The following is a 20452-nucleotide window of genomic DNA, read 5'->3' on the forward strand; positions in this document are numbered from 1 at the left end:
GTTACCTCACCCTTACCAAGTTTGAGTTGATTTAAAGCTTTCAAGCATTGCTTTTAACTTGTTTTCAATCTCATCATTGTAATTGCCTGTTTCGTCGATTTGCTTAACAAAATCGGCATATTGACTATGGGCATAAGCAAGAAGTGCTGTTTCAAATGATAATACTTTAGCAAGTTCAACATCTTCAAGATAACCACGCTCTGCAGCGTAAAGTACAATTGATTGCTCAGCAACAGTCATTGGCGAGTATTGCTTTTGTTTGAGTAATTCAGTTACTTTTTCACCATGGCTTAATTGATTTCTTGTTGCTTCATCTAAGTCAGAGGCAAATTGTGAGAATGCTGCTAATTCACGATATTGTGCAAGTGCAGTACGAATACCTCCAGATAATTTTTTCATTATCTTAGTTTGTGCAGCACCACCAACACGAGAAACCGAAATACCAGGGTTAACCGCTGGGCGGATACCTGAGTTAAATAAACTAGTTTCAAGGAAGATCTGACCATCAGTAATCGAAATTACGTTAGTTGGTACGAACGCTGAAACGTCACCTGCTTGAGTTTCGATAATTGGTAATGCAGTTAATGAACCTGTTTTACCTTTTACTTCGCCTTTAGTGAATTCCTCAACATAAGCTTCGTTAACACGAGCTGCACGTTCAAGTAAACGAGAGTGAAGATAGAATACATCACCAGGGTAAGCTTCACGTCCAGGTGGACGACGAAGTAATAATGAAATTTGACGATAAGCAACCGCTTGTTTTGATAAATCATCATAAACAATTAATGCATCTTGACCACGATCACGGAAGTATTCTCCCATGGCGCAACCAGCGTAAGGTGCTAAGTATTGTAATGCTGCAGATTCAGATGCTGATGCCACCACCACAATTGTGTTTTTAAGTGCACCATGCTCTTCAAGTTTACGCACTACGTTAGCAATAGTTGATTGTTTTTGACCGATTGCAACATAAATACATTTAACTCCAGAATCACGTTGATTGATAATGGCGTCAATTGCTAATGCGGTTTTACCTGTTTGACGGTCACCGATGATAAGTTCACGTTGACCACGACCAATTGGAATCATTGAGTCAACCGCTTTATAACCAGTTTGTAATGCTTGGTCAACTGATTGACGGTCGATAACACCTGGAGCAACCACCTCTACTGGTGAAAATCCATCATGTTGAATAGAACCTTTACCATCAATTGGTTCACCGAGGGTATTAATAACACGGCCTAATAAACCATCACCTACTGGTACCTGTAAAATACGGCCAGTACATTGCACTTTCATCCCTTCAGATAAGTCTTCGTATGGTCCCATGACCACAGCACCAACAGAATCTCTTTCAAGGTTTAATGCCATTGCATAACGGTTGCCTGGTAATGCAATCATTTCACCTTGCATTACATCAGTTAATCCGTGGATTCGAAGAATACCATCACTTACAGATATGATAGTTCCTTCATTGTGAGCATCACTCACAATATTGAACTGAGCTATCCGCTCTTTAATTAGTTCACTTATTTCAGTTGAATTTAGCTGCATTATCAGTCCCCTTAAGACTGTAGAGCGTCATTTAGTCGATTTAGACGCCCTCTGATACTACTATCAATAACCATATCGCCCGTACGAATAATAAAACCAGAAATGAGCGATTTATCAATATGACATTTTAGTTTTACTTTTCGTGATAAACGTTTTTCGACTGCGACAGAAATTTTATTAAGTTGTTCACTGGTAAGCTCATTAGCAGAAATAACCTCAACATCTGCTTGTGCTTCTTTATCTAAACAGTATTGCTCAAACAAACTTAACACTTCAGGAAGAAGAGATAAACGTTTGTTTTCAGCCATAACTTTAATAAAATTAGTGCTAAACTCATCTAATACATCTTTACAGATATTGATGAGTAAGTTAGCCACTGAATCAGTTTTCATGTCAGATGTTAAGATACTTCTTATTTGAGCATCTTTGCTCACTTCAGATGTTAACACCAACATTTTGTGCCATGATTCGATGCTATTTTTTTCAACAGCAAAGTCGAAAGCGGCTTTAGCATAAGGGCGAGCAATCGTAATTAAGTCAGCCATTGCTCTATTCTCCTTATAGTTCAGCTACGAGTTTATCAATGATGTCGCTGTTAGCGGCTTCATTAACAGAACGTTCAATAATTTTTTCTGCACCGGCAATAGCGAGTGTAGCGACTTGTTGTTTAAGCTCTTCTCTAGCGCGTTTGCGCTCAGCTTCAACTTCAGCAAGTCCTTGAGCAACAATCCTTTCTTTTTCACGAGAAGCTTCTTGTTGTGCTTCTTCAAGAATGGCTGCTTTGCGTTTATTCGCTTGCTCAATAATTGCATTAGCCTCAACCTTAGCCTGTTGCATTATGTCAGATGTATTTGCTTTGGCTAATTCCAAATCTTTTTTTGCTGTTTCTGCTGAAGCAAGTCCATCTGCTATCTCTTTTTGGCGTTTTTCAATCGCTCGGATAACGGGTGGCCAAACAAACTTCATACAGAACCAAACAAACAATACAAATGTAATTGCTTGGCCGAGGAGAGTTGCGTTCATATTCATGAGACAATTCCTCTTAAATTATTATTAGCCTGCAACAGCAAAAATGACATATAACGCAATACCTACACAAATCATAGGGATCGCATCAACTAAGCCCATAACGATAAAGAATTGGGTACGTAACATAGGCATTAATTCTGGTTGGCGAGCAGCACCTTCTAAGAATTTACCACCTAATAAACCAATACCAACTGCACCACCGATTGCAGCTAATCCCATCATTAAGCCTGCGGCTACATATAAAATTTCCATTATATACTCCAGTTTATTATCAAAAAAATTTAAAAATTAATGATCTTCTGTTGCCGAAGCCATCGCTAAATAGACAATCGTCAACACCATAAAAATAAATGCTTGTAAGGTAATTATCAAAATATGGAAAATAGCCCATGGTAATGATAATACCCATTGTGACCACCAAGGTAATAGTGCTGCAATTAAGATGAAGATAAGTTCACCTGCATACATGTTACCGAAAAGTCGTAATCCTAATGAGACAGGTTTAGCTAATAAACTAACAAGTTCTAGGACTAAGTTAATTGGTGCAAATGCCCAATGATTAAAAGGATGTAAAGTATATTCTTTAATAAAACCTGTAATCCCTTTATATTTGATTGAATAGAAGATGATAAGTGCAAAGACACCTAAAGACATTGACATGGTAATACTAACGTCAGCTGTCGGTACGACTCTTAAATGTGATAAACCTAAATATTGCCCAGCGTAAGGTAGGAAATCAACGGGGATCAGATCTAGTAAGTTCATTAAAAATACCCAAATAAACACAGTAAGCGCTAAAGGAGCAATAAGTTTATTTTGGCCAGTAAACATGTCTTTGACGGTATTATTGACAAATTCAAAGATCATCTCGACTGCACATTGAAGTTTACCTGGTACGCCACTCGTTGCTTTCCTTGCAACACGATGGAAAATCCATAAAAACAGCACACCAAGTAAAATTGAAAAGAACAATGAATCAAGATTAAAGGTCCAAAAACCAGAACCGACTTGCAAGTTCTCTAGATGGTGTTTTATATAAGCTTGCGGTGAAGCTGGAGAGGAAACTGCCATATAACCCTCTTACCTATTTCTAAAAATAAAAACTACAGCTTGTTATATTTTTTACCTTAAAAGGTATAAACAATTACTGCAATAACCGAAGCTGTTATTTTAAACCTAATTGCCTATATTAAGTCAACAACTGATTAAAAAAATAAAGAATTTAGACACTTTTTACTAATTTTGCGTAAAGAATAACAGCTTTAATAGTCACTTTATTAGAAATAATTTTCACCAATAGCCTAATTAATGAAGAAAAAATAGGCTAATTTGATTGTTTAACCGCATCAGCAATTTTTTCAGCAAGTTGCTGAACTTGTGATTGATTGCTACCTTCAACCATCACTCTAATAAGAGGCTCTGTGCCTGACTTACGTATGAGTACTCGTCCATTATTACCGAGTTGTTGTTCTGCCTGTGCAATGGCTGATTTGACCTCGGGATTCATTAATGGATCATTTTTACCAGAGAAACGAACATTAATTAATATTTGTGGTAGCATTGTCATACCACTACATAAATCAGCTAATGACATATTATTGCGTACCATGGCAGCTAAAACTTGTAAGCCTGCAACAATACCATCACCGGTAGTCGTTTTATCCAGATGTAGAACATGACCTGAATTTTCAGCGCCTAATCGCCAATTTTTTTCAACTAGCATTTCAAGGACATATCTATCGCCGACTTTTGCTCTTACAAATGGAATACCAAGATTTTTAAGGGCGATTTCCAGTCCCATATTACTCATTAGCGTACCGACCACACCACCTTTAAGCTGACCCTGTCTTAATGCTTCTCGAGCGATGATATAAATAATTAAGTCACCATCAATTTTATTACCTTTATGGTCAACCATAATAATACGATCGCCATCACCATCAAGAGCGAAGCCTAAATCGGCTTTTTCATTGATAACTTGCTCAGTTAACGCTTTTACATCAGTGGCACCACAATTTTCATTGATGTTAACTCCATCAGGATCACAGCCAATTTTGATCACTTTGGCGCCAAGCTCACGCAATACTTTCGGGGCAATGTGGTAAGTGGCTCCATTGGCACAATCCACCACAATTTTTAGGCCTGATAAACTTAAATCGTGATCAAAAGTACTTTTACAAAACTCAATATATCGACCTGCAGCATCGGTTATTCGACTGGCTCGACCTAACTGTTTTGATTCGACGCAATCGATCTCTTTCTCTAGTTGTGCTTCGATTTCTAACTCAATTGCATCATCAAGTTTGCGTCCTTCGTTTGAGAAAAATTTAATGCCATTATCATAGAAAGGATTATGTGAGGCAGAAATGACTACACCTGCATCAGCACGAAATGTGCGAGTTAAATAAGCAATCGCTGGTGTTGGCATTGGCCCAGTAAATGCAGCTGCAACACCAGCCGAAGCAAATCCTGCCTCTAATGCTGATTCCAGCATATAGCCTGAAATGCGAGTATCTTTACCGATGATGACTTTTTTTACACCATCTTTAGCCAGTACTCGCCCAGCAGCCCAACCTAATTTGAGAGCAAAATCAGGCGTTATAGGATATTCTCCAACTTTTCCACGAATACCATCTGTCCCAAAATATTTCCGATTAGACATGTTATTTCCTCATACAGAATTTTTATTTAACTCATTGCCAGCGTTGTAATATTAACGTTAGTGCTATTTTATAAAAGTGCTTAGCTAAACTATTCTCGATTATCGTTAGCAAACTTCAATAAAACTTGGCTTTCTTTAATAAAACGCTCGGCATAATTACCAAACCATTTGGTTACTTCATTAAAATTCTCAATGAATTTTGTTTTATCTCTTTGTTCGATTAATTCAACCATTTGCCCAAAACATTGATAGTAGCGTTTAATTAATTCAATGTTGGCATCTGACGCCATGATGATATCGGCATAAAGCACTGGATCTTGAGCAAATAACCGGCCTACCATCATTAACTCAAGTCGATAAATAGGTGATGATAGGGTAACTAATTGCTCTAAATCAGCGTGTTCTCGTTGTAAATTTACACCATATGAGAATGAAGTAAAATGACGCAATGCTTGAATAAATGACATGCATTTATCATGCTCTTTAGCATCAATTGCACATAAATTTGCTCCCCAAATCCGCATTTGTTCAATTAACCATTGGTATTGTTCTGGGTAACGTCCCTGACAATAAACAATAACTTGTTTAGCTAAATTAGGTACATCTGGGCCGAACATAGGATGTAAGCCAACTACAGGGCCGGCATGCTTAGTTAACATCGCTTGTAACGGTTTGACTTTGATTGAAGTAAAATCAGTTAAAATGCAATCTTTAGGTAGTGGTGGTAATTGTTCAATAATTTCACAAGTTTTGTTGATTGGCACGGTCACAATAACTGCAGCTGCATCAGCGACTACTTCTGCAGCTTGATGCATCGTTTTTGAGCCTAGTGTTTTGACTTGGTAACCAGATAAGGTAAATAATCTGGCAAATAGTCGGCCCATTTGGCCATTACCGCCAATAATAACAATTGATCCTTTACCAGAGTAAACTTTTTTAAATCCTTTATCATTTTCACTAATATAAGACTCACGCATTAAACGACGTAAAATATCTTCAATTAGCGCAGGCGATATACCTAAATCTTCGGCTTCTTGTTTCCGTTTAGCTAACATATCCGCTTCACGTTTTGGATCGTAAATTGGAATTCCATGCTCGCTTTTCACCTCACCAACTTCGGCAACTAATGCTAGTCGCTGACTAATTAAAGATAAAATCGATTTATCTACTTCATCAATTTTATTGCGCAATGCAAGTAATTCCTTTGACATATTTGTTGGATCCTTTATCACAAGTTATAGCTTTTACTGTAATTGCTTAACAGTATAACGTATTTTTGGTAGCATGGGTTAATAGCAAAATTAAATCAAATACAATAAATTTATGATTAAAGTTATCTCATTTAACATTAATAGCCTTCGGGCAAGAATTCACCAATTAGCTGCGATTATTGATAAACATCAGCCTGATATCATTGGCTTGCAAGAGACCAAAGTTCATAACGATCAATTTCCAATTGAGGAACTAGCACAGTTCGGTTATCACTTACATTTTCATGGTCAAAAAGGGCATTATGGCGTGGCATTATTGACTAAGCAAAAACCATTATCAGTTCAATGTGGTTTTCCAACTGATGAGAAAGGTGCTCAATGTCGATTAATTATGGCTGAATTACCGACTAGCCAAGGTAATTTAATCGTTATCAATGGCTATTTTCCTCAGGGAGAAAGTTTACACCATGAAATCAAATACCCTGCTAAACGTAAATTTTATCAGGATTTAAATCAGTACATACAAAGCCAGCAACTTAATAGTCAATTATCCTTAATTATGGGGGATATGAATATTTGTCCAACTGATTTAGATATCGGTATTTCTGATGAAAGTCGTAAACGATGGCTGCGTACTGGTAAATGTTCTTTTTTGCCTGAAGAGCGTGAATGGATAAATAATTTAATGTCTCTTGGTTATACTGATACTTATCGTCATGCTAATCCTGAATCGCAACGATATTCATGGTTTGATTATCGCTCTAAAGGGTTTGATAGTGAAACAGGATTAAGAATTGATTTAATATTAGCCAGCGAAAAGTTACAGCAATATTGTCAGCAAACCGGTATCGATTATGATATTCGCGGCATGGAAAAGCCATCTGACCATGCACCGATCTGGGCACAATTTGATTTAGATTAAACTTCAACCATAAGGATAATAGTATGCAAAGCAGTTCGATTTTATCGGTCAAAGATCTTAACCAAATGGTTAAAGATCTGCTTTCTGATGCTATTGGACAAATTTGGTTAGTGGGGGAAATTTCTAATTTTTCTCGCCCTTCTTCTGGCCATTGGTATTTCACACTAAAAGATGAAGTTGCTCAAGTGCGTTGTGCTATGTTTCGTAATAGTAATTTTCGCACCGGATTTACTCCACAAAATGGTCAACAAGTGTTGGTAAATGCTTCGGTAACGCTTTATGAAGCACGTGGCGAATATCAATTGGTCATTAATAAAATGCAACCCGCGGGTGCGGGATTGTTACAACAAAAATTTGAGCAGTTAAAACAAAAACTGTCAGAAGAAGGATTGTTTGATCCTATTTATAAACAAACATTACCCGATAATATTCGTACGGTTGGAATTATTACTTCAGCAACTGGAGCTGCGTTGCATGATATTTGTCAGATATTAAATCGACGCGATCCTAGTTTGCATTTGATTATCTATCCAACTCAGGTTCAAGGTAATGAAGCGGCAATCCAAATAGCAAGGATGATTGAAATTGCTAATGTTCGCCAAGAATGTGATGTACTAATAGTTGGACGAGGTGGTGGCTCACTTGAGGATCTTTGGTCATTTAATGAAGAAGTGGTTGCAAGAGCAATTTTTGCTAGCCGAATACCGATTGTCAGTGCTGTTGGTCATGAAGTCGATTTTACGATTGCCGATTTTGTTGCTGATGTACGTGCAGCAACGCCATCCGCAGCGGCCGAGCTGGTAAGTCGAGACAAACTAGAGCAAATTAAGCGTTTGCAAGTTCAAGAACAATATTTATGCATGGCGATGGATTACTATTTAATGCGCCGACGAGAACGCTTAAATAAATGGCGCCATCAATTACAAACACAGCACCCTCAAGCAAAATTATCGAAACAATTAAATCGTTTATTAACTGGCCGTCATGCCTTGTTTGAAAATATGCAGCAATATTTATTAAGGCAATCTTATCGCCATAACCTACTTGATAAACGTTTAGTTCGTGTTTCACCACAACATAAAATTCTTTATTATGGGCAGAGCCTTGAGCAAAAACAGCAACAAATCATTAATTTGATTCAAAACAAGCTGACAGATGCTAAGCATCAGTTTGTATTACAAACATCTCAGCTGAATAGTGTTAGTCCACTAGCAACCCTAGAACGAGGTTATTCAGTAACAACTAATCAGCAACACAAAGTGATACGCTCAGTTGAACAAGTCGTTATTGGAGAAATTATTGAAACACAGTTAAAAAGTGGCAAAGTAACTAGTCAAATTATTGAGATTAATAAAAAATCTAATTCACAATAGTTTTGTTAAGATTTGAAAAATTAACTTATTATAGCTTAATTGAAAATTAACTTTTTATTTAGCTATTTTGTTTTTATTAATAGTCTATCTTATTTAATAAATTTAATGTGCGAAATTGGATAAAATTGTATCTTAAATAGTATTAAGGATATAATATTCAGCAAATTTATTAAAAAATACTAAGAGAATAAAGTGGTTATGCATCCTCCAATAGGTATTGATTTAGGTACTACCAATAGTTTGATTTGTGTTTGGCAAAATGGTCAATCAACGCTTATTCCCAACGCTATCGGCGAAGTTGTTACGCCATCGGTGGTCAGCATTGATGAAGATAACTCTATTTTAGTTGGTCATGCTGCTTTATCACGTTTAACCACTCATCCTAGCCGTAGTGCTGCGGCATTCAAACGTTTTTTAGGCTCAAGTAAAGTTTTTGAATTAGGTGAGCAAAAATTCACTCCAACTGAACTTTCCGCATTGGTTTTAAAATCATTAAAAGCCGATGCTGAAGCTTTTTTAAAACAAGAGATTCGTGATGTAGTAATATCTGTACCTGCTTATTTTAATGATGAACAGCGTAAACAGACTCGCTTTGCTGCTGAGCTAGCCGGCTTAAATGCTGTGCGTTTAATTAATGAACCTACAGCTGCCGCCATGGCATATGGATTACATGAAGAACAATCTGGAAATACCTTAGTTTTTGATTTAGGGGGTGGTACATTTGATGTTACTGTGTTGGAATATAGTATGCCAATCATTGAGGTTCATGCTTCAGCTGGTGATAATTACTTAGGTGGTGAAGATTTTACTCATGAACTTGTTAAAGCTTGTTTAAGCGAATGGGAAATCAAACAATCTGATATACCTATTGATGACTATGCTCGCTTGCTAGATTTAGCCGAACAACTAAAATGTAAACTAAGTGGAGAACAAATACATAATTTGACTTGGTCTTGGCAAGATAAGTTATGGCAATTTTCATTAAATGAAATAAGAGCTAAATCAATTTGGTTACCTTTACTTAATCGCTTACGAGCACCTGTTGAACAGGCTCTAAGTGATGCTCGCTTAAAACCTAATGAACTTGAGCATATTGTCTTAGTTGGTGGTTCATCGCAGTTAGGTGTAGTGCGAGAGTTAGTAACCAAATTATTTGCCAAATTACCTTACCGTCACATTAATCCAACGACTATTGTTGCACAAGGGGCAGCAGTGCAAGCGGCATGTCGTTTACGTGATGTTGATGTTGAAGAAGTGATTCTTACCGATGTGTGCCCATATACGCTAGGCATTGAAAGTAGCTCTGGTAATATAAATGGTTTATTTACGCCGATTATTGAACGTAATACGATTGTTCCAACGTCAAAAGTAAAAACCTTTTCTACGACACACCCACAACAAAAAAGCATTATGCTTTCGGTTTATCAAGGTGAAAACCCTCGGGTAGAAAATAATGTTCTAATTGATGAATTTGAAGTTCCTTTAAAGCCAATGGAAAAAATACAAGGGATTGATGTTCGTTTTAGTTATGATTTAAATGGTTTGCTCGAAGTTGATGTGGTATTGCTTGAAACTGGCGAATTGCATGGCAAAGTGATTGATCATAGTCCAATAGGGTTAACTGATAAGCAAAAACAAGAGAGCCATGAACGTCTAGCTGCCCTTAAGATTCATCCGCGTGATGAAATGCCAAATCGTACTTTATTAGCGCGACTAGAACGAGCATGGGCACAGTCATTGGGTGATGAACGAATATTAATTGGAGCATATATTGAAGCTTTTATGCAAGTACTTGATCAGCAGAATCCTGAAGAAATCGAGCAAGTACGCAGTGAGATCGAGGTAAATCTTAGCGAGCTTAATCGATAATCATTACCTTTTATAAAATTCCCCCCTTTGCTAATCAGAAAATAGTCTTTCAAAGGGAGGGATATTCAGATGATTTATTTTTGAGGTTATTCTTCTATTGGTGGTCCGTAGCGGTTGGTCTCATTAACAGTTGAAAGCCAACACGGCAATAATAGCAATGGTAATAAAATTGTGGCTGATACAAAATAATAGATACCTCCATTAGAATAACAGTCATTTAAGCGTCGTTTTATTGCCAAAATACTATTGATTGTTGCTAATCCGCATAATACAAGCATAATAGGATGATCTAAATTAGTTTTTTTTGCTGCCTCAATTATTAATAAAAATAAAGGTAAACTAAAAAAGCCTATTTGTTTTAAGAAACCAATTAAATTGGTTCGGCCTCTCCAACGCCAAATTTGCCACCATTCATTTGGTGGAAATGATTTTGATTGAAGCTTTTTCTGGTGATCCATATTTTTGGCTAATAGCAATGCTGAGGATAATTTAATTATGCTATTATTATCATTATTTTGTCCAATTTCTTCTAGTACTTCGATATCCTCTTCTTCGCATAGCGAATCATCTTTGTTTAACTTTTTATTTATAGCATATAATTTATCTATGTTTTGCAATTCATCATTATGTTTTTTAAGGGATGATGGAATAGATAATTTGTCACAAAATGCGTTAGCAAGTTTTTTTAACTGTAGATCATCGCCAGCAAGTTTTTGTAGTATTTGGTGTAGTTTTGTTTTTTGATTTGGTTTATCAAAAACAATCATATACAGTAACATTAAACAACTTACTGATTTGTTGGCTAGTTTATGTGCCCATCTTTGTTCAACTATTTGTTCAATTTCATCCCAATTAACCTCTTCTGGCGAGTCGGTAAACGCCTCAATCGAATTGGGATAATTAACCAACATACTGCCAATCAACTGGTTATCAGTATCGATTAAATTATATAATTCTGTATCATTTTGCCATTCGTTAGACTTAAAGGTATTGATCAGCGGCACTAGCGGATCATTTTCTGGAAGTAAAAATAAGTTATCTTTTTCACGAATAAAGTCCGCGGCTTTAATTGGTGAATTGGCAATAGTAATGGCTAATAAACAGTAACGATACCATTGCCAATAAGCATTTTTATCAGCCTCAATAATTGATTGTTCAGGTGATTTAGGTAAATTATTACCCCCCCTAAATTGATAATATATCGGCCAATCAAACATTTCCATATTTCGATAAGTTACATTGCGGTATAAATGTAATTTGGCGACAAACGGGATATCATCAAATCTATCTAACCATAATCGACCATATAAAAACTGATTGCCTTTTTCGTTATCTGGATCAAATTTAGTCGGGATAGTTGCATTTTCATCACTTTGGTACAACCATTGTTTAAACTCCTGAACGGGTGGCAAATTAGTGAGCCATTCAAGGTGTTGTCTAGCTTGACGCTGTAAATTTTGTAAAATAAATTGTTCAAACTCATCTTCACTTGAGTCAGCTAAGATTTCTTGCAAAAGTGTTTTATTACCGTGTCGTAGCATGATTACATGTCGGTATAAACGATATAACCGATTGTTTCCATCATCGCATAATAAAGTGTGTAGAACTTGACGATAATTCCAATGATTATCCAGAGCCCAGGTTATAACAGCCGCAATTTCATTGCTGTAGTTTTGTTTCCTAAATTTCAGTAGTCGAGAAATTGTTGATGGCGTAAATTGCGGAATACTATACATATAAGTTTCCTGATTTTCTGCCGTTAAACAATAAGATTGGTTTAATGCCAGAATTAATAATGGTAGATAATCAAACCGATTTTTGGAACACCATAACATTAACCAGCTGGTGGCCTTTTCTTGATATTGCGGTAAACGATAAAGTTCTAACCAAAGTGATAAGGCGTTTTGTTCGTCTTCAAGCAGTGAATACTGCATTGCGGCGACAGCTTTCCATTGTTCCTGAATTTGCTGTTCTTGATTAGGATCGGCAATACAAGTTAAGGCATAGTCTAATAATCCTCTATTTGGCGATTTAGCAAAATAATACCAATCGGCTAATTCTTGCATGAACTCTGGATTATCAGGTAGGTAAACTACAGTATGAATAGATAAATATTCTGCTAACTCTACTGCTGGTTTTTCCCAGAAAAGCCATCTAGCACAACGAGCATAGTCGATGGTTACATTTTGTATGGCTTTATTCGTCCTTGGTAAGCTGTCATAATCAAAAAAGTCACCACGATCAATATGATCAAAAAAATTCTCATACATATCAGTGTCGTTGGGCGAATAACTATTTATTTGCTGACGCCAGCGTAGATTATCAGCTAATATTTTCACACATGATAGTGATATCGTCACAGTGTCATAACTGATATCCAACAGTTTCCATTTAGCCATTTCCAGTATAGACATTGGGTAATCATAAAATGAAGCAACAAATTTATGCCACTCATTCACATCATGGCATCGAACAGGATCATCGAGTAATGCTTGATAGTTATCACAGATTTCTTTGACTTGTTGCTCTTCTGCGGTGAGGGGTTTTATGACCTCTTCAGCGAGATTTTCTTGATTTAATTCTTCAGTTATTGATTCTGGTGATTTTGCATACTGCATTGCTAATTCATAGGCTTCGCGTAGCGCTTTAAAACCATCAGGATCTGTTTCAGGATGATATTCAGGTAGTTTTGCCCGATATGCTTGTCGAATCACGGCGATATCGGTAGTTTTCTCAATTGCTAATAATTGCCAAAAATTGTTATTCATGACCAAGCATACTCCATTAATGATTCAGGTTTTTCCAATTCTTCTATCTCAATATGCCAAGGCAGGTGATGATAAGGGGAATCTTCGTCGGTATATAATTTAGTCATGGTCCATGTTTGGGATGAACGGCATAAGTCACAACGTAATCTTTCTAAATCTTCTTTATTAGTCAATGATTCCCAATATTGATAACCGACAAACCAACCAGAAAAATAACTTTGCCATGATGAATAATAATATTGTGCTCGCAGTCCTATTCTATACAAAATCCAAAGGGCTTCTTCTTCAGTAATAAATTTATTGGTGATGCCATTACGTAATATATATCCCATACGTGCGTAATCCCAACTACGGATGCCTCCTGCGCCACATTCGGAATAAGTCTGTTCAACAAATTCGAGCAAAACTTTATCATAATCGCTCTGTTTCTCGGTGTAATTCAACCAATCTAATGCCGATAGGCGAGGATACATAAAATAATGTTTAGATAAGGCTGTTGCATGACCATCATCGACCATATTAAAAACCATTGCTAATAGTGTTTCTCGAGAGTGGATGCCCCAGTCTTTTTGCATATCAATATATTCATAACCAGGGAAAAAAAATGGTGAGGTATAACTTGCACCACTCTCTTTATTTAAGGCAACCATTGGTGCTGATAGACCATATAACCAATCGATATAATCTTGATTCATAGCTTTATTCCATTAATTTTTATACGACCTTTTAATAAAAGATAACAGATTTTATGAAAAAATAAATGCTTGTTATAACAATTAAATTAATTCCTTTTTTGCTATAGATTAGCTAAAAAAATCGAGAGATTTTATTTTTTAGAACAATAAAATTATTTTGCAAAACTATATCTACAAGGCATAATAAAAGCTATTCATCAGTATTTGAATTCTACTGAGTAGTAAATAAAAGGAGTGATAATGAAAAAATTTTTCTTAGTAACAGCATTAGTAACGAGCGCATTAATGCTACAAGGTTGTGTTGCTGCTGTTATTGGCGTCGGTGCTGGAGCTACCGCAAAAGTGGCTACTGATCCACGTACCACCGGAACACAAGTTGATGATACGACCCTGAACACTCGAATGAATAATAAGTTAAGTGAAAATGGGCCTTTCTTTATTGGTTCACGTATCTCTTCAAGTACTTATGATGGCAATATTGTTTTGACAGGCCAAGCCAATGCTGAACAAATTGAAAAAGCTGAACGTTTAGCTTATCAAGTTGAAGGTGTAAAAAAAGTTTATAACCAAATTCGCGCAGGAGAGCCAGTTGGGGCAGGAACTATTACCAATGATATGTGGATAACCACCAAAGTTAAATCTCAACTTGTAATGAATTCTAAAACCAAAGCACGTAATATCAAAGTCGTTACTGAAAATGGCGAGGTATTTTTAATCGGTATTGTCAGCAACGAAGAGGGAAAACAAGCCGCTACCATTGCTAGTAAAGTTGCTGGTGTGAGAAAGGTGGTTACATTATTTACCCTTCGTTAATTACGAATGTAAAAGCTAAAAGGCTTCAAAAAGGGAGAAATTATTCTCCCCTTTTTTAGTTAACAACCTGCTAATTTAATACGTTCAATTATTTTTTCAATCCCTTGTAGCCGAGACAGGCTTAATTCATCAGTAATTTTTAATTGCTTTAATATTGCAAGGAAATCGATGGCTTTGATTTGTTCTGCTGTTTTATGATTGGCAATAATGATTAAAATAGCTAGCAAGCCTTTTACGATTCTACCTTCACTATCACCTTGAAAGGTAAAAGTATTATCTAATTGTTTTTCATTAGTTAACCATACCCGATTTTCACAACCATAAATTTGGTTGGATTCTATTTTTTTTAAATCCGGAAAATCAGGTAATTGTTTTGCTAAGGCAATTAATTGTCTATAACGATCTTGCCAGTTATGTTGTTTAGAAAATAATTCAAATAAAGTTTGTTGTGATAGCATAATTAAAACCGATTAGTAATTGAACAAGTCATTAACGTTTCTTTGATTAACTACATATATAGCTTAAGTGAGTAATTCAATGGCATTTTGTAATGCTGTAATAAAATGATCAATATCGTGCTGATTATTATATGGCATAAGTGAAATACGAATAACACCATGACAACCAAGTTTATCCATAAGTGGTTTAGCACACAATTCACCGGTTCGTATGGCAATATTTTGTTCGCTTAATAAAATCGCGATATCATTATGATGAATGTTTTGTATATTAAAGCTAATGATAGGGCTATTGCTAACGCTATAAAATTGTATATTAGTTAACTGGCTTAATTTTGATTCAGTATAGCTTGCTAATTGTTTTATATAACTTTCTAATTGTGCTTCATTCCACTTTGTTAACCAATCTAAGGTTGCTTTAAAACCAATAATACCAGCTATATTTTGTGTACCAGCTTCAAATTTATAGGGAAGATCTTCAACTGTAAATTCGGTAAATGAAGCCGTTTTCAACATTTTACCACCACCATGCCAAACATCCATTTGCTTGAGTAAATGTTGTTTTCCATATAGTATCCCTAATCCAGTTGGGCCATATAGCTTATGAGCAGAAAAGGCATAAAAATCGATATTTAATTTTTCAACATCAATCGGATGATGTACAACGCCTTGAGCGCCATCCACGACTAATACCGCATTGGTTTGATGAACTAGTTGACTAATTTGGGCTAAATCTGGACAAAAACCAGTAACGTTAGACATTTGAGTTATGGCAACAATTTTGGTTTTCGCTGAGAGTAATCTTGAAAGCTCATCAATATCTGCTGACCACTTAATGATCTTTGCGCCAGTTTGTTTCGCTACAATAAGCCAAGGTAACAAGTTGCTGTGATGTTCTAACTCACTAACAATGATCTCATCACCTATATGTAATTGTGCTCTAGCATAACTTTGAGCAATTAGGTTGATTGATTCGGTTGTGCCACGAGTCCAAATTATTTCACAATGTGACTTAGCATGAAGTAGATCAGCAATATTTTGCCTTGTTTGATCAATCGTTGCGGTGACTTGTAGCGCATCTTGATGCAAACTACGTTGCGCTGTGGCAGTGTTATGCCCGTAATACTCAACGGTTGCATCGATCATGGCTTGCGGTTTCAGCGCGGTAGCGGCTGAATCAAGATACACATTATGGCTAGTTAGGGCAGGGAAATCTGCCCTAAATTTTTCGAGTAGCAGCATATTATTGTGTAAGTTCAAGTCCTGCAATTCCATTCCAATAACCGTTACAGTCTCGTTTATGTTCAATGTGTAAAGGATTTAGTCCTTCTTCATTAGCTCTAAATTGCTTAACTACCTCGAGTGTTTCAATTCCAAGCGGAGAAATTCGCACGATATCAACTAATCCTTTCATCTCTTTTAGATTATTACCTAAGTTATAACAGTAGCCACTTTGTGTTTGAATACCGTTAAGAACAAATACTTTTTGTTGTTCTTGAGAAAATACTTCTCGACCAACGGGATATTTAATACAGCAAGTCTCACATTTATCTTTTGGTTTATCTTCCGATCTAGCAGTAAAACAGCGGGCAGAATAGGCTAATGGTAAATAGCCATAACTAAATACTTCAACTTCAAAATTGCGCTCAATTTTCAATGCATCAAATTGTTTTAAAACATTGCTTAACCAATCGCGAGAAAGTTCAACTGGCATACACCAACGCACCATACCTTGTTTTTGTAATAATTTTAGGGTTAATGCGTTATAACAGTTAATAGCCGGACCAGCGACAAAAGGTAAATTATTGTCATGAGCGACATTAATTGCTGCTAAATCATTAGCTTCAATTAAAAAATCACCATTATTAACTAGTTGTTTTAAATCAATTAGTTCTGATGGCGCTTCAAGCAGTGCTAAGGTAGAAAGTACGACTTGTTTACCGGATTTGGCAATTTCTTTGGCTAAATCTAGCCAATTAGGTACTTTCATTTCCCGACGCTTGGTGCATACCGTTTCGCCCATATAAATAATATCTGCGTCACTATCTTTTGCTGCTTGGTAAAAAGCTTCGATTTCAATTTTAGGCCAATAATAAAGCACGGGGCCTAACGCATATTTCATAGTCTTGCTCACTATATCTGTATTTAATTATTTTAAATAGTCAATGTTTGATAGCTATTTTCTAGCGCTAATATCAAAAGTCATCTAGATTAGTATCATATTTATTTTATTGGTAAATATGAGTAAATATGTTTACGCTTTATTGCCATTTACGATGGTAAGCACCTAATGTTGTTTGTGTGCCTTCTGATACTGATCCTAATGTATCCATCCAGTTCTTTTCTGCTTGGAATGTTTGAGGATTAGCTTTATAACGATCAATAGCTTGTCGCCAAACCTTGGTTACTTGTTCCACATAAGCTGGACTACGCTGCCGACCCTCAATTTTTACTGAGGCAATATTGGCAGCAAATAGTTCAGGTAACAGTTCAATGGTATTTAAACTTGTTGGTTCTTCAATCGGGTGATACAGTTCATCGCCAACAAAATAGCGTCCTTTACATAAGGTTGGGTAACCCGCATTTTCACCTTTCTTATGGCAATCGATTAATACATTATTTAGTCTAGATTCAAGCCCTTTATCGGTCTCTTCCCAACGGACAAATTTTGCTGGTGAACAAGCTCCTACTGTATTGGGGGATTCGCCGGTTAAATATGAAGATAAATAACAGCGACCTTCTGCCATAATACATAAACTACCGAACGCAAATACTTCCAATGGTACTGGAGAGACTTGTGATAACTGTTTTACTTGATGCATGGATAACACTCGCGGTAAAACAATACGATGTACCTGAAAGTTATTATGATAAAACTTAATTGATTCTTCATTGGTTGATGATGCTTGAACCGAGACATGGCGCTCAAGATTAGGATGTTTTTCAGCTGCATAATCAAGCATGGCTAAATCAGCAATGATTAGGGCATCGGCGCCAATATTCGCCGCTGTATCGACTGCATATTGCCAGCGTTCAAAGTTTTCCGGATGAGCGAAGGTATTAATTGCGATGTGTAACTTTTTACCATACTTATGTACATATTCAGATGCTTCAATTAAACGCTTTTCATTAAAATTTAATCCCGCAAAATGGCGAGCATTGGTATCATCTTTCAAACCAATATAAACGGCATCAGCACCGTTATCGATTGCTATTTTTAATGATGGTAACGAGCCGGCAGGGCAAAGAAGTTCCATATTTATACCTTTAGATTCTGCATTTTATTCGCCGTGTATTATGCAATAATTCTGACTGTAATGCGAATAGAAAGCAGGCAAAGTCACTAAAAACATAACAAATGATAGATCAATAGTGTCATATAAAAAGATAATTAATAGTGAAATTGTTTCTGATATCAACTACCTAGGCATAATCTTTGCTATACCTAGGTAAAAGTTAGTGACTTGCGCATGCGACTTAGAAATGTTTATTTTATATTATTCCCCAATAAAATATAGCAACATGATTAATTCACCATTGCTTATTGTTGAATGAATGATATTCAATACTTCATCGTTGTGGTAATAAACGAGGTTATCCACCAATCGGTGAAAAACTGTCATTACCAGTAACAGTTCTAATTGGTGATTATATTTTTTAGATAATGGTTATTTTGATTTGCTTTATTTAGGTTTATTTTGTAAAAATTATTGAGGAGTGTATACCGTCTTATTGATATTAGGATATGAATGAAATGGTAGAGTTTGCGAGAATTATGTGTAAAAGAGCTAACTATGTCTAAAGTATATTCTAAGCTAAAATCAACCACATGCAAAGAATCGACACCGCTACCCACCGAGCGGTTTTATACTATTGGTTACACACCTAACGGCGGATTTAGCAACCCCCAGCCGCAGCTCACTATTAAGGAGCGCTGGCTTGAGCAGATAGGCTTCTTTGCTGGGCACCCGGTCATCATTAAGGTTGAGCAGGATAAGTTAATTATTGAACTTGCTATGCAGATCTAGAAATGGATAAAAATAAGATCCCCACAGCGTGGGGATCTTATTTTTATAGGGTTTATCGGGTCAATCTAAGAGCATTAAATGCCCCGCACTTGTTACATAACATCTGACGCTCAATTTCAGAAGGATTATTTTCATTTGAAATATCCGTTACCTGCAAATAAGTTTTTTGGCACACAGGGCAAAGTACTTTTATTGTTGGATCTGTAGCAATACTTTTTCCTGCTTCAATCCATTTCATAACTGTTTCACTACTCATATTATTTGTTCCCTAAAATATTTGATGCTTTTTCTGCAAAATCAAATGCAGCTTTTGCTTCTTGTGCTGCTAAAGCTCCAGATACGCCACCTGCGGAGGATGATGTATATAAGCGATGTAATTCATGCAATATTGTTTTTTGTAATTCAGCTTGTGACTTAAACGCTGCTTTACCAATTTATACCATTGGCTACGTGCCACAAGGCATAAAACCTAACCCACGACCACAACTGACCATTAAAGGCAGGTGGCTGGAGCAGATAGGCTTTTATGTGGGCAGCCCTGTTATCATTAAGATTGAACAGGGCAAGTTGATTATAGAGATTGATTTACGAGTTTAAAAAACTATAACTTATAAATAATCTTTAATTCTTTTATATAAAAATTCATAAAAATTAGTAGCATAAAACTTACATTCAGCAGATGGGAACATAATGTATATTGGACATTCCCCATTATCAAATTTAGTATAATCAAAATAATACACATCACCAAAATCTGTTTGGCTAACAACAAGTTGTGTGTTTTTTATAATGTTATTTTTCATATCAATGATATGATGATAAACAATATCCCCACCATTAACCGATTCAAAATCTAATCCGTAAATGCTGTATATTTCCTCTCCACATATTTCACCACCACGGTATTCACGTAAAAACCATTTATAAGAAGTAGTTAAAGGAAAACCTAAATATTTTTCAGCTTTTAAAATCCATGATTCATCAACCGCATCTTCCGGAGTACCAAAATTAACTATATTTTCGTTTTTATTGATGAATTCAATTAGTACATTTTTTGTTATTTCATTCAT

At 36.0% G+C, this 20452-nt stretch carries 22 protein-coding genes; 6 read left to right on the plus strand and 16 right to left on the minus strand.

Features of this window, described 5'->3' with window-relative positions; all coding sequences use genetic code 11:
* Nucleotides 1–12: 12 nt before the first annotated feature.
* From atpA to tyrA, 7 genes are all read right to left on the minus strand, one after another.
* On the minus strand, nucleotides 13–1554 hold the full coding sequence (gene atpA, locus H3S74_RS07430) for a F0F1 ATP synthase subunit alpha (protein WP_034901516.1): 1542 nt from the start codon (nucleotides 1552–1554) through the stop codon (nucleotides 13–15).
* A gap of 11 nt (nucleotides 1555–1565) precedes the next feature.
* A complete protein-coding gene (gene atpH / locus H3S74_RS07435) occupies nucleotides 1566–2099 on the minus strand; it encodes a F0F1 ATP synthase subunit delta (RefSeq protein WP_198222439.1) in 534 nt (177 codons plus the stop codon).
* 13 nt (nucleotides 2100–2112) lie between these two features.
* Nucleotides 2113–2583 (minus strand): F0F1 ATP synthase subunit B, encoded by a 471-nt coding sequence (atpF, locus tag H3S74_RS07440; protein WP_034901512.1) that lies wholly within the window; start codon nucleotides 2581–2583, stop codon nucleotides 2113–2115.
* Nucleotides 2584–2607: 24 nt separating this feature from the next.
* Nucleotides 2608–2835 (minus strand): F0F1 ATP synthase subunit C, encoded by a 228-nt coding sequence (atpE, locus tag H3S74_RS07445; protein WP_370527378.1) that lies wholly within the window; start codon nucleotides 2833–2835, stop codon nucleotides 2608–2610.
* Between the two features lie 36 nt (nucleotides 2836–2871).
* On the minus strand, nucleotides 2872–3654 hold the full coding sequence (atpB, locus tag H3S74_RS07450; RefSeq protein ID WP_110446932.1) for a F0F1 ATP synthase subunit A: 783 nt from the start codon (nucleotides 3652–3654) through the stop codon (nucleotides 2872–2874).
* 253 nt (nucleotides 3655–3907) lie between these two features.
* Nucleotides 3908–5245 (minus strand): phosphoglucosamine mutase, encoded by a 1338-nt coding sequence (gene glmM, locus H3S74_RS07455; RefSeq protein ID WP_198247600.1) that lies wholly within the window; start codon nucleotides 5243–5245, stop codon nucleotides 3908–3910.
* 89 nt (nucleotides 5246–5334) lie between these two features.
* Nucleotides 5335–6456 carry a bifunctional chorismate mutase/prephenate dehydrogenase gene (tyrA, locus tag H3S74_RS07460; protein WP_110446934.1) on the minus strand — a complete coding sequence of 374 codons (1122 nt, stop codon included), beginning with the start codon at nucleotides 6454–6456 and terminating at the stop codon, nucleotides 5335–5337.
* A gap of 115 nt (nucleotides 6457–6571) precedes the next feature.
* Between tyrA and xthA the strand changes: the two genes are divergently transcribed.
* From xthA to H3S74_RS07475, 3 genes are all read left to right on the plus strand, one after another.
* Nucleotides 6572–7378 (plus strand): exodeoxyribonuclease III, encoded by an 807-nt coding sequence (xthA, locus tag H3S74_RS07465; protein WP_198247656.1) that lies wholly within the window; start codon nucleotides 6572–6574, stop codon nucleotides 7376–7378.
* A gap of 23 nt (nucleotides 7379–7401) precedes the next feature.
* Complete coding sequence (gene xseA, locus H3S74_RS07470; protein ID WP_198247601.1) at nucleotides 7402–8751, plus strand: exodeoxyribonuclease VII large subunit; 1350 nt, start codon at nucleotides 7402–7404, stop codon at nucleotides 8749–8751.
* Nucleotides 8752–8949: 198 nt separating this feature from the next.
* On the plus strand, nucleotides 8950–10620 hold the full coding sequence (locus tag H3S74_RS07475; RefSeq protein WP_110446947.1) for a molecular chaperone HscC: 1671 nt from the start codon (nucleotides 8950–8952) through the stop codon (nucleotides 10618–10620).
* Nucleotides 10621–10706: 86 nt separating this feature from the next.
* Here the strand turns inward: H3S74_RS07475 and H3S74_RS07480 are convergent, their stop codons facing one another.
* The gene (locus H3S74_RS07480) at nucleotides 10707–13388 is read right to left on the minus strand and encodes a J domain-containing protein (RefSeq protein WP_198247603.1); all 2682 of its coding nucleotides are present in this window, start codon (nucleotides 13386–13388) and stop codon (nucleotides 10707–10709) included.
* Nucleotides 13385–14083 (minus strand): DUF1266 domain-containing protein, encoded by a 699-nt coding sequence (locus H3S74_RS07485; RefSeq protein WP_198222449.1) that lies wholly within the window; start codon nucleotides 14081–14083, stop codon nucleotides 13385–13387. The genes H3S74_RS07480 and H3S74_RS07485 overlap by 4 nt, the downstream gene beginning before the upstream one ends.
* Before the next feature lie 240 nt (nucleotides 14084–14323).
* On the opposite strand from H3S74_RS07485, the gene dolP reads away from it, so the two are divergent.
* Complete coding sequence (gene dolP / locus H3S74_RS07490) at nucleotides 14324–14896, plus strand: division/outer membrane stress-associated lipid-binding lipoprotein (protein WP_110446938.1); 573 nt, start codon at nucleotides 14324–14326, stop codon at nucleotides 14894–14896.
* 59 nt (nucleotides 14897–14955) lie between these two features.
* Here the strand turns inward: dolP and csdE are convergent, their stop codons facing one another.
* From csdE to H3S74_RS07510, 4 genes are all read right to left on the minus strand, one after another.
* Nucleotides 14956–15354: a cysteine desulfurase sulfur acceptor subunit CsdE gene (csdE, locus tag H3S74_RS07495; protein ID WP_110446939.1), complete on the minus strand. Its 399-nt coding sequence runs from the start codon at nucleotides 15352–15354 to the stop codon at nucleotides 14956–14958.
* Nucleotides 15355–15417: 63 nt separating this feature from the next.
* On the minus strand, nucleotides 15418–16629 hold the full coding sequence (gene csdA, locus H3S74_RS07500; protein ID WP_198247604.1) for a cysteine desulfurase CsdA: 1212 nt from the start codon (nucleotides 16627–16629) through the stop codon (nucleotides 15418–15420).
* The gene (locus H3S74_RS07505) at nucleotides 16598–17476 is read right to left on the minus strand and encodes a U32 family peptidase (RefSeq protein ID WP_198247605.1); all 879 of its coding nucleotides are present in this window, start codon (nucleotides 17474–17476) and stop codon (nucleotides 16598–16600) included. Before H3S74_RS07505 ends, csdA begins: the two co-directional genes overlap by 32 nt.
* A 139-nt stretch (nucleotides 17477–17615) precedes the next feature.
* The gene (locus H3S74_RS07510; RefSeq protein ID WP_198247606.1) at nucleotides 17616–18611 is read right to left on the minus strand and encodes a peptidase U32 family protein; all 996 of its coding nucleotides are present in this window, start codon (nucleotides 18609–18611) and stop codon (nucleotides 17616–17618) included.
* A gap of 537 nt (nucleotides 18612–19148) precedes the next feature.
* On the opposite strand from H3S74_RS07510, the gene H3S74_RS07515 reads away from it, so the two are divergent.
* A complete protein-coding gene (locus H3S74_RS07515) occupies nucleotides 19149–19382 on the plus strand; it encodes a SymE family type I addiction module toxin (protein WP_110446941.1) in 234 nt (77 codons plus the stop codon).
* 52 nt (nucleotides 19383–19434) lie between these two features.
* On the opposite strand, the gene H3S74_RS07520 is transcribed toward H3S74_RS07515, so the two are convergent.
* Together H3S74_RS07520 and H3S74_RS12575 are read right to left on the minus strand one after the other, a co-directional pair.
* Nucleotides 19435–19638, minus strand: a complete 204-nt coding sequence (locus H3S74_RS07520; protein WP_110446942.1) for a hypothetical protein — start codon at nucleotides 19636–19638, stop codon at nucleotides 19435–19437.
* A 1-nt stretch (nucleotide 19639) separates the two neighbouring features.
* Nucleotides 19640–19768 carry a hypothetical protein gene (locus H3S74_RS12575; protein ID WP_255518866.1) on the minus strand — a complete coding sequence of 43 codons (129 nt, stop codon included), beginning with the start codon at nucleotides 19766–19768 and terminating at the stop codon, nucleotides 19640–19642.
* Between the two features lie 55 nt (nucleotides 19769–19823).
* Here H3S74_RS12575 and H3S74_RS12705 point away from each other — a divergent pair, with 55 nt between their 5' ends.
* Nucleotides 19824–19979 (plus strand): SymE family type I addiction module toxin, encoded by a 156-nt coding sequence (locus H3S74_RS12705; RefSeq protein WP_110446948.1) that lies wholly within the window; start codon nucleotides 19824–19826, stop codon nucleotides 19977–19979.
* 11 nt (nucleotides 19980–19990) lie between these two features.
* On the opposite strand, the gene H3S74_RS07530 is transcribed toward H3S74_RS12705, so the two are convergent.
* Nucleotides 19991–20452, minus strand: coding sequence for an SMI1/KNR4 family protein (locus tag H3S74_RS07530; protein ID WP_110446943.1), 462 nt, complete (start codon nucleotides 20450–20452; stop codon nucleotides 19991–19993).

It is taken from the genome of Gilliamella sp. W8126, from assembly GCF_016102185.1.
Taxonomy (GTDB): Bacteria; Pseudomonadota; Gammaproteobacteria; order Enterobacterales; family Orbaceae; genus Gilliamella; species Gilliamella apis_A.

Bases quoted from the DNA above. Each gene is read 5' to 3' on its own strand.
- atpB (WP_110446932.1), bottom strand. From the start codon at position 3,654: ATGGCAGTTTCCTCTCCAGCTTCACCGCAAGCTTATATAAAACACCAT.
- atpA (WP_034901516.1), bottom strand. From the start codon at position 1,554: ATGCAGCTAAATTCAACTGAAATAAGTGAACTAATTAAAGAGCGGATA.
- atpF (WP_034901512.1), bottom strand. From the start codon at position 2,583: ATGAATATGAACGCAACTCTCCTCGGCCAAGCAATTACATTTGTATTG.
- tyrA (WP_110446934.1), bottom strand. From the start codon at position 6,456: ATGTCAAAGGAATTACTTGCATTGCGCAATAAAATTGATGAAGTAGAT.
- csdA (WP_198247604.1), bottom strand. From the start codon at position 16,629: ATGGAATTGCAGGACTTGAACTTACACAATAATATGCTGCTACTCGAA.
- H3S74_RS07485 (WP_198222449.1), bottom strand. From the start codon at position 14,083: ATGAATCAAGATTATATCGATTGGTTATATGGTCTATCAGCACCAATG.
- H3S74_RS07530 (WP_110446943.1), bottom strand. From the start codon at position 20,452: ATGAATGAAATAACAAAAAATGTACTAATTGAATTCATCAATAAAAAC.
- H3S74_RS07475 (WP_110446947.1), top strand. From the start codon at position 8,950: ATGCATCCTCCAATAGGTATTGATTTAGGTACTACCAATAGTTTGATT.
- H3S74_RS07505 (WP_198247605.1), bottom strand. From the start codon at position 17,476: ATGAAATATGCGTTAGGCCCCGTGCTTTATTATTGGCCTAAAATTGAA.
- H3S74_RS07510 (WP_198247606.1), bottom strand. From the start codon at position 18,611: ATGGAACTTCTTTGCCCTGCCGGCTCGTTACCATCATTAAAAATAGCA.
- H3S74_RS07480 (WP_198247603.1), bottom strand. From the start codon at position 13,388: ATGAATAACAATTTTTGGCAATTATTAGCAATTGAGAAAACTACCGAT.
- H3S74_RS07515 (WP_110446941.1), top strand. From the start codon at position 19,149: ATGTCTAAAGTATATTCTAAGCTAAAATCAACCACATGCAAAGAATCG.
- glmM (WP_198247600.1), bottom strand. From the start codon at position 5,245: ATGTCTAATCGGAAATATTTTGGGACAGATGGTATTCGTGGAAAAGTT.
- xseA (WP_198247601.1), top strand. From the start codon at position 7,402: ATGCAAAGCAGTTCGATTTTATCGGTCAAAGATCTTAACCAAATGGTT.
- dolP (WP_110446938.1), top strand. From the start codon at position 14,324: ATGAAAAAATTTTTCTTAGTAACAGCATTAGTAACGAGCGCATTAATG.
- atpH (WP_198222439.1), bottom strand. From the start codon at position 2,099: ATGGCTGACTTAATTACGATTGCTCGCCCTTATGCTAAAGCCGCTTTC.
- atpE (WP_370527378.1), bottom strand. From the start codon at position 2,835: ATGGAAATTTTATATGTAGCCGCAGGCTTAATGATGGGATTAGCTGCA.
- H3S74_RS07520 (WP_110446942.1), bottom strand. From the start codon at position 19,638: ATGAGTAGTGAAACAGTTATGAAATGGATTGAAGCAGGAAAAAGTATT.
- csdE (WP_110446939.1), bottom strand. From the start codon at position 15,354: ATGCTATCACAACAAACTTTATTTGAATTATTTTCTAAACAACATAAC.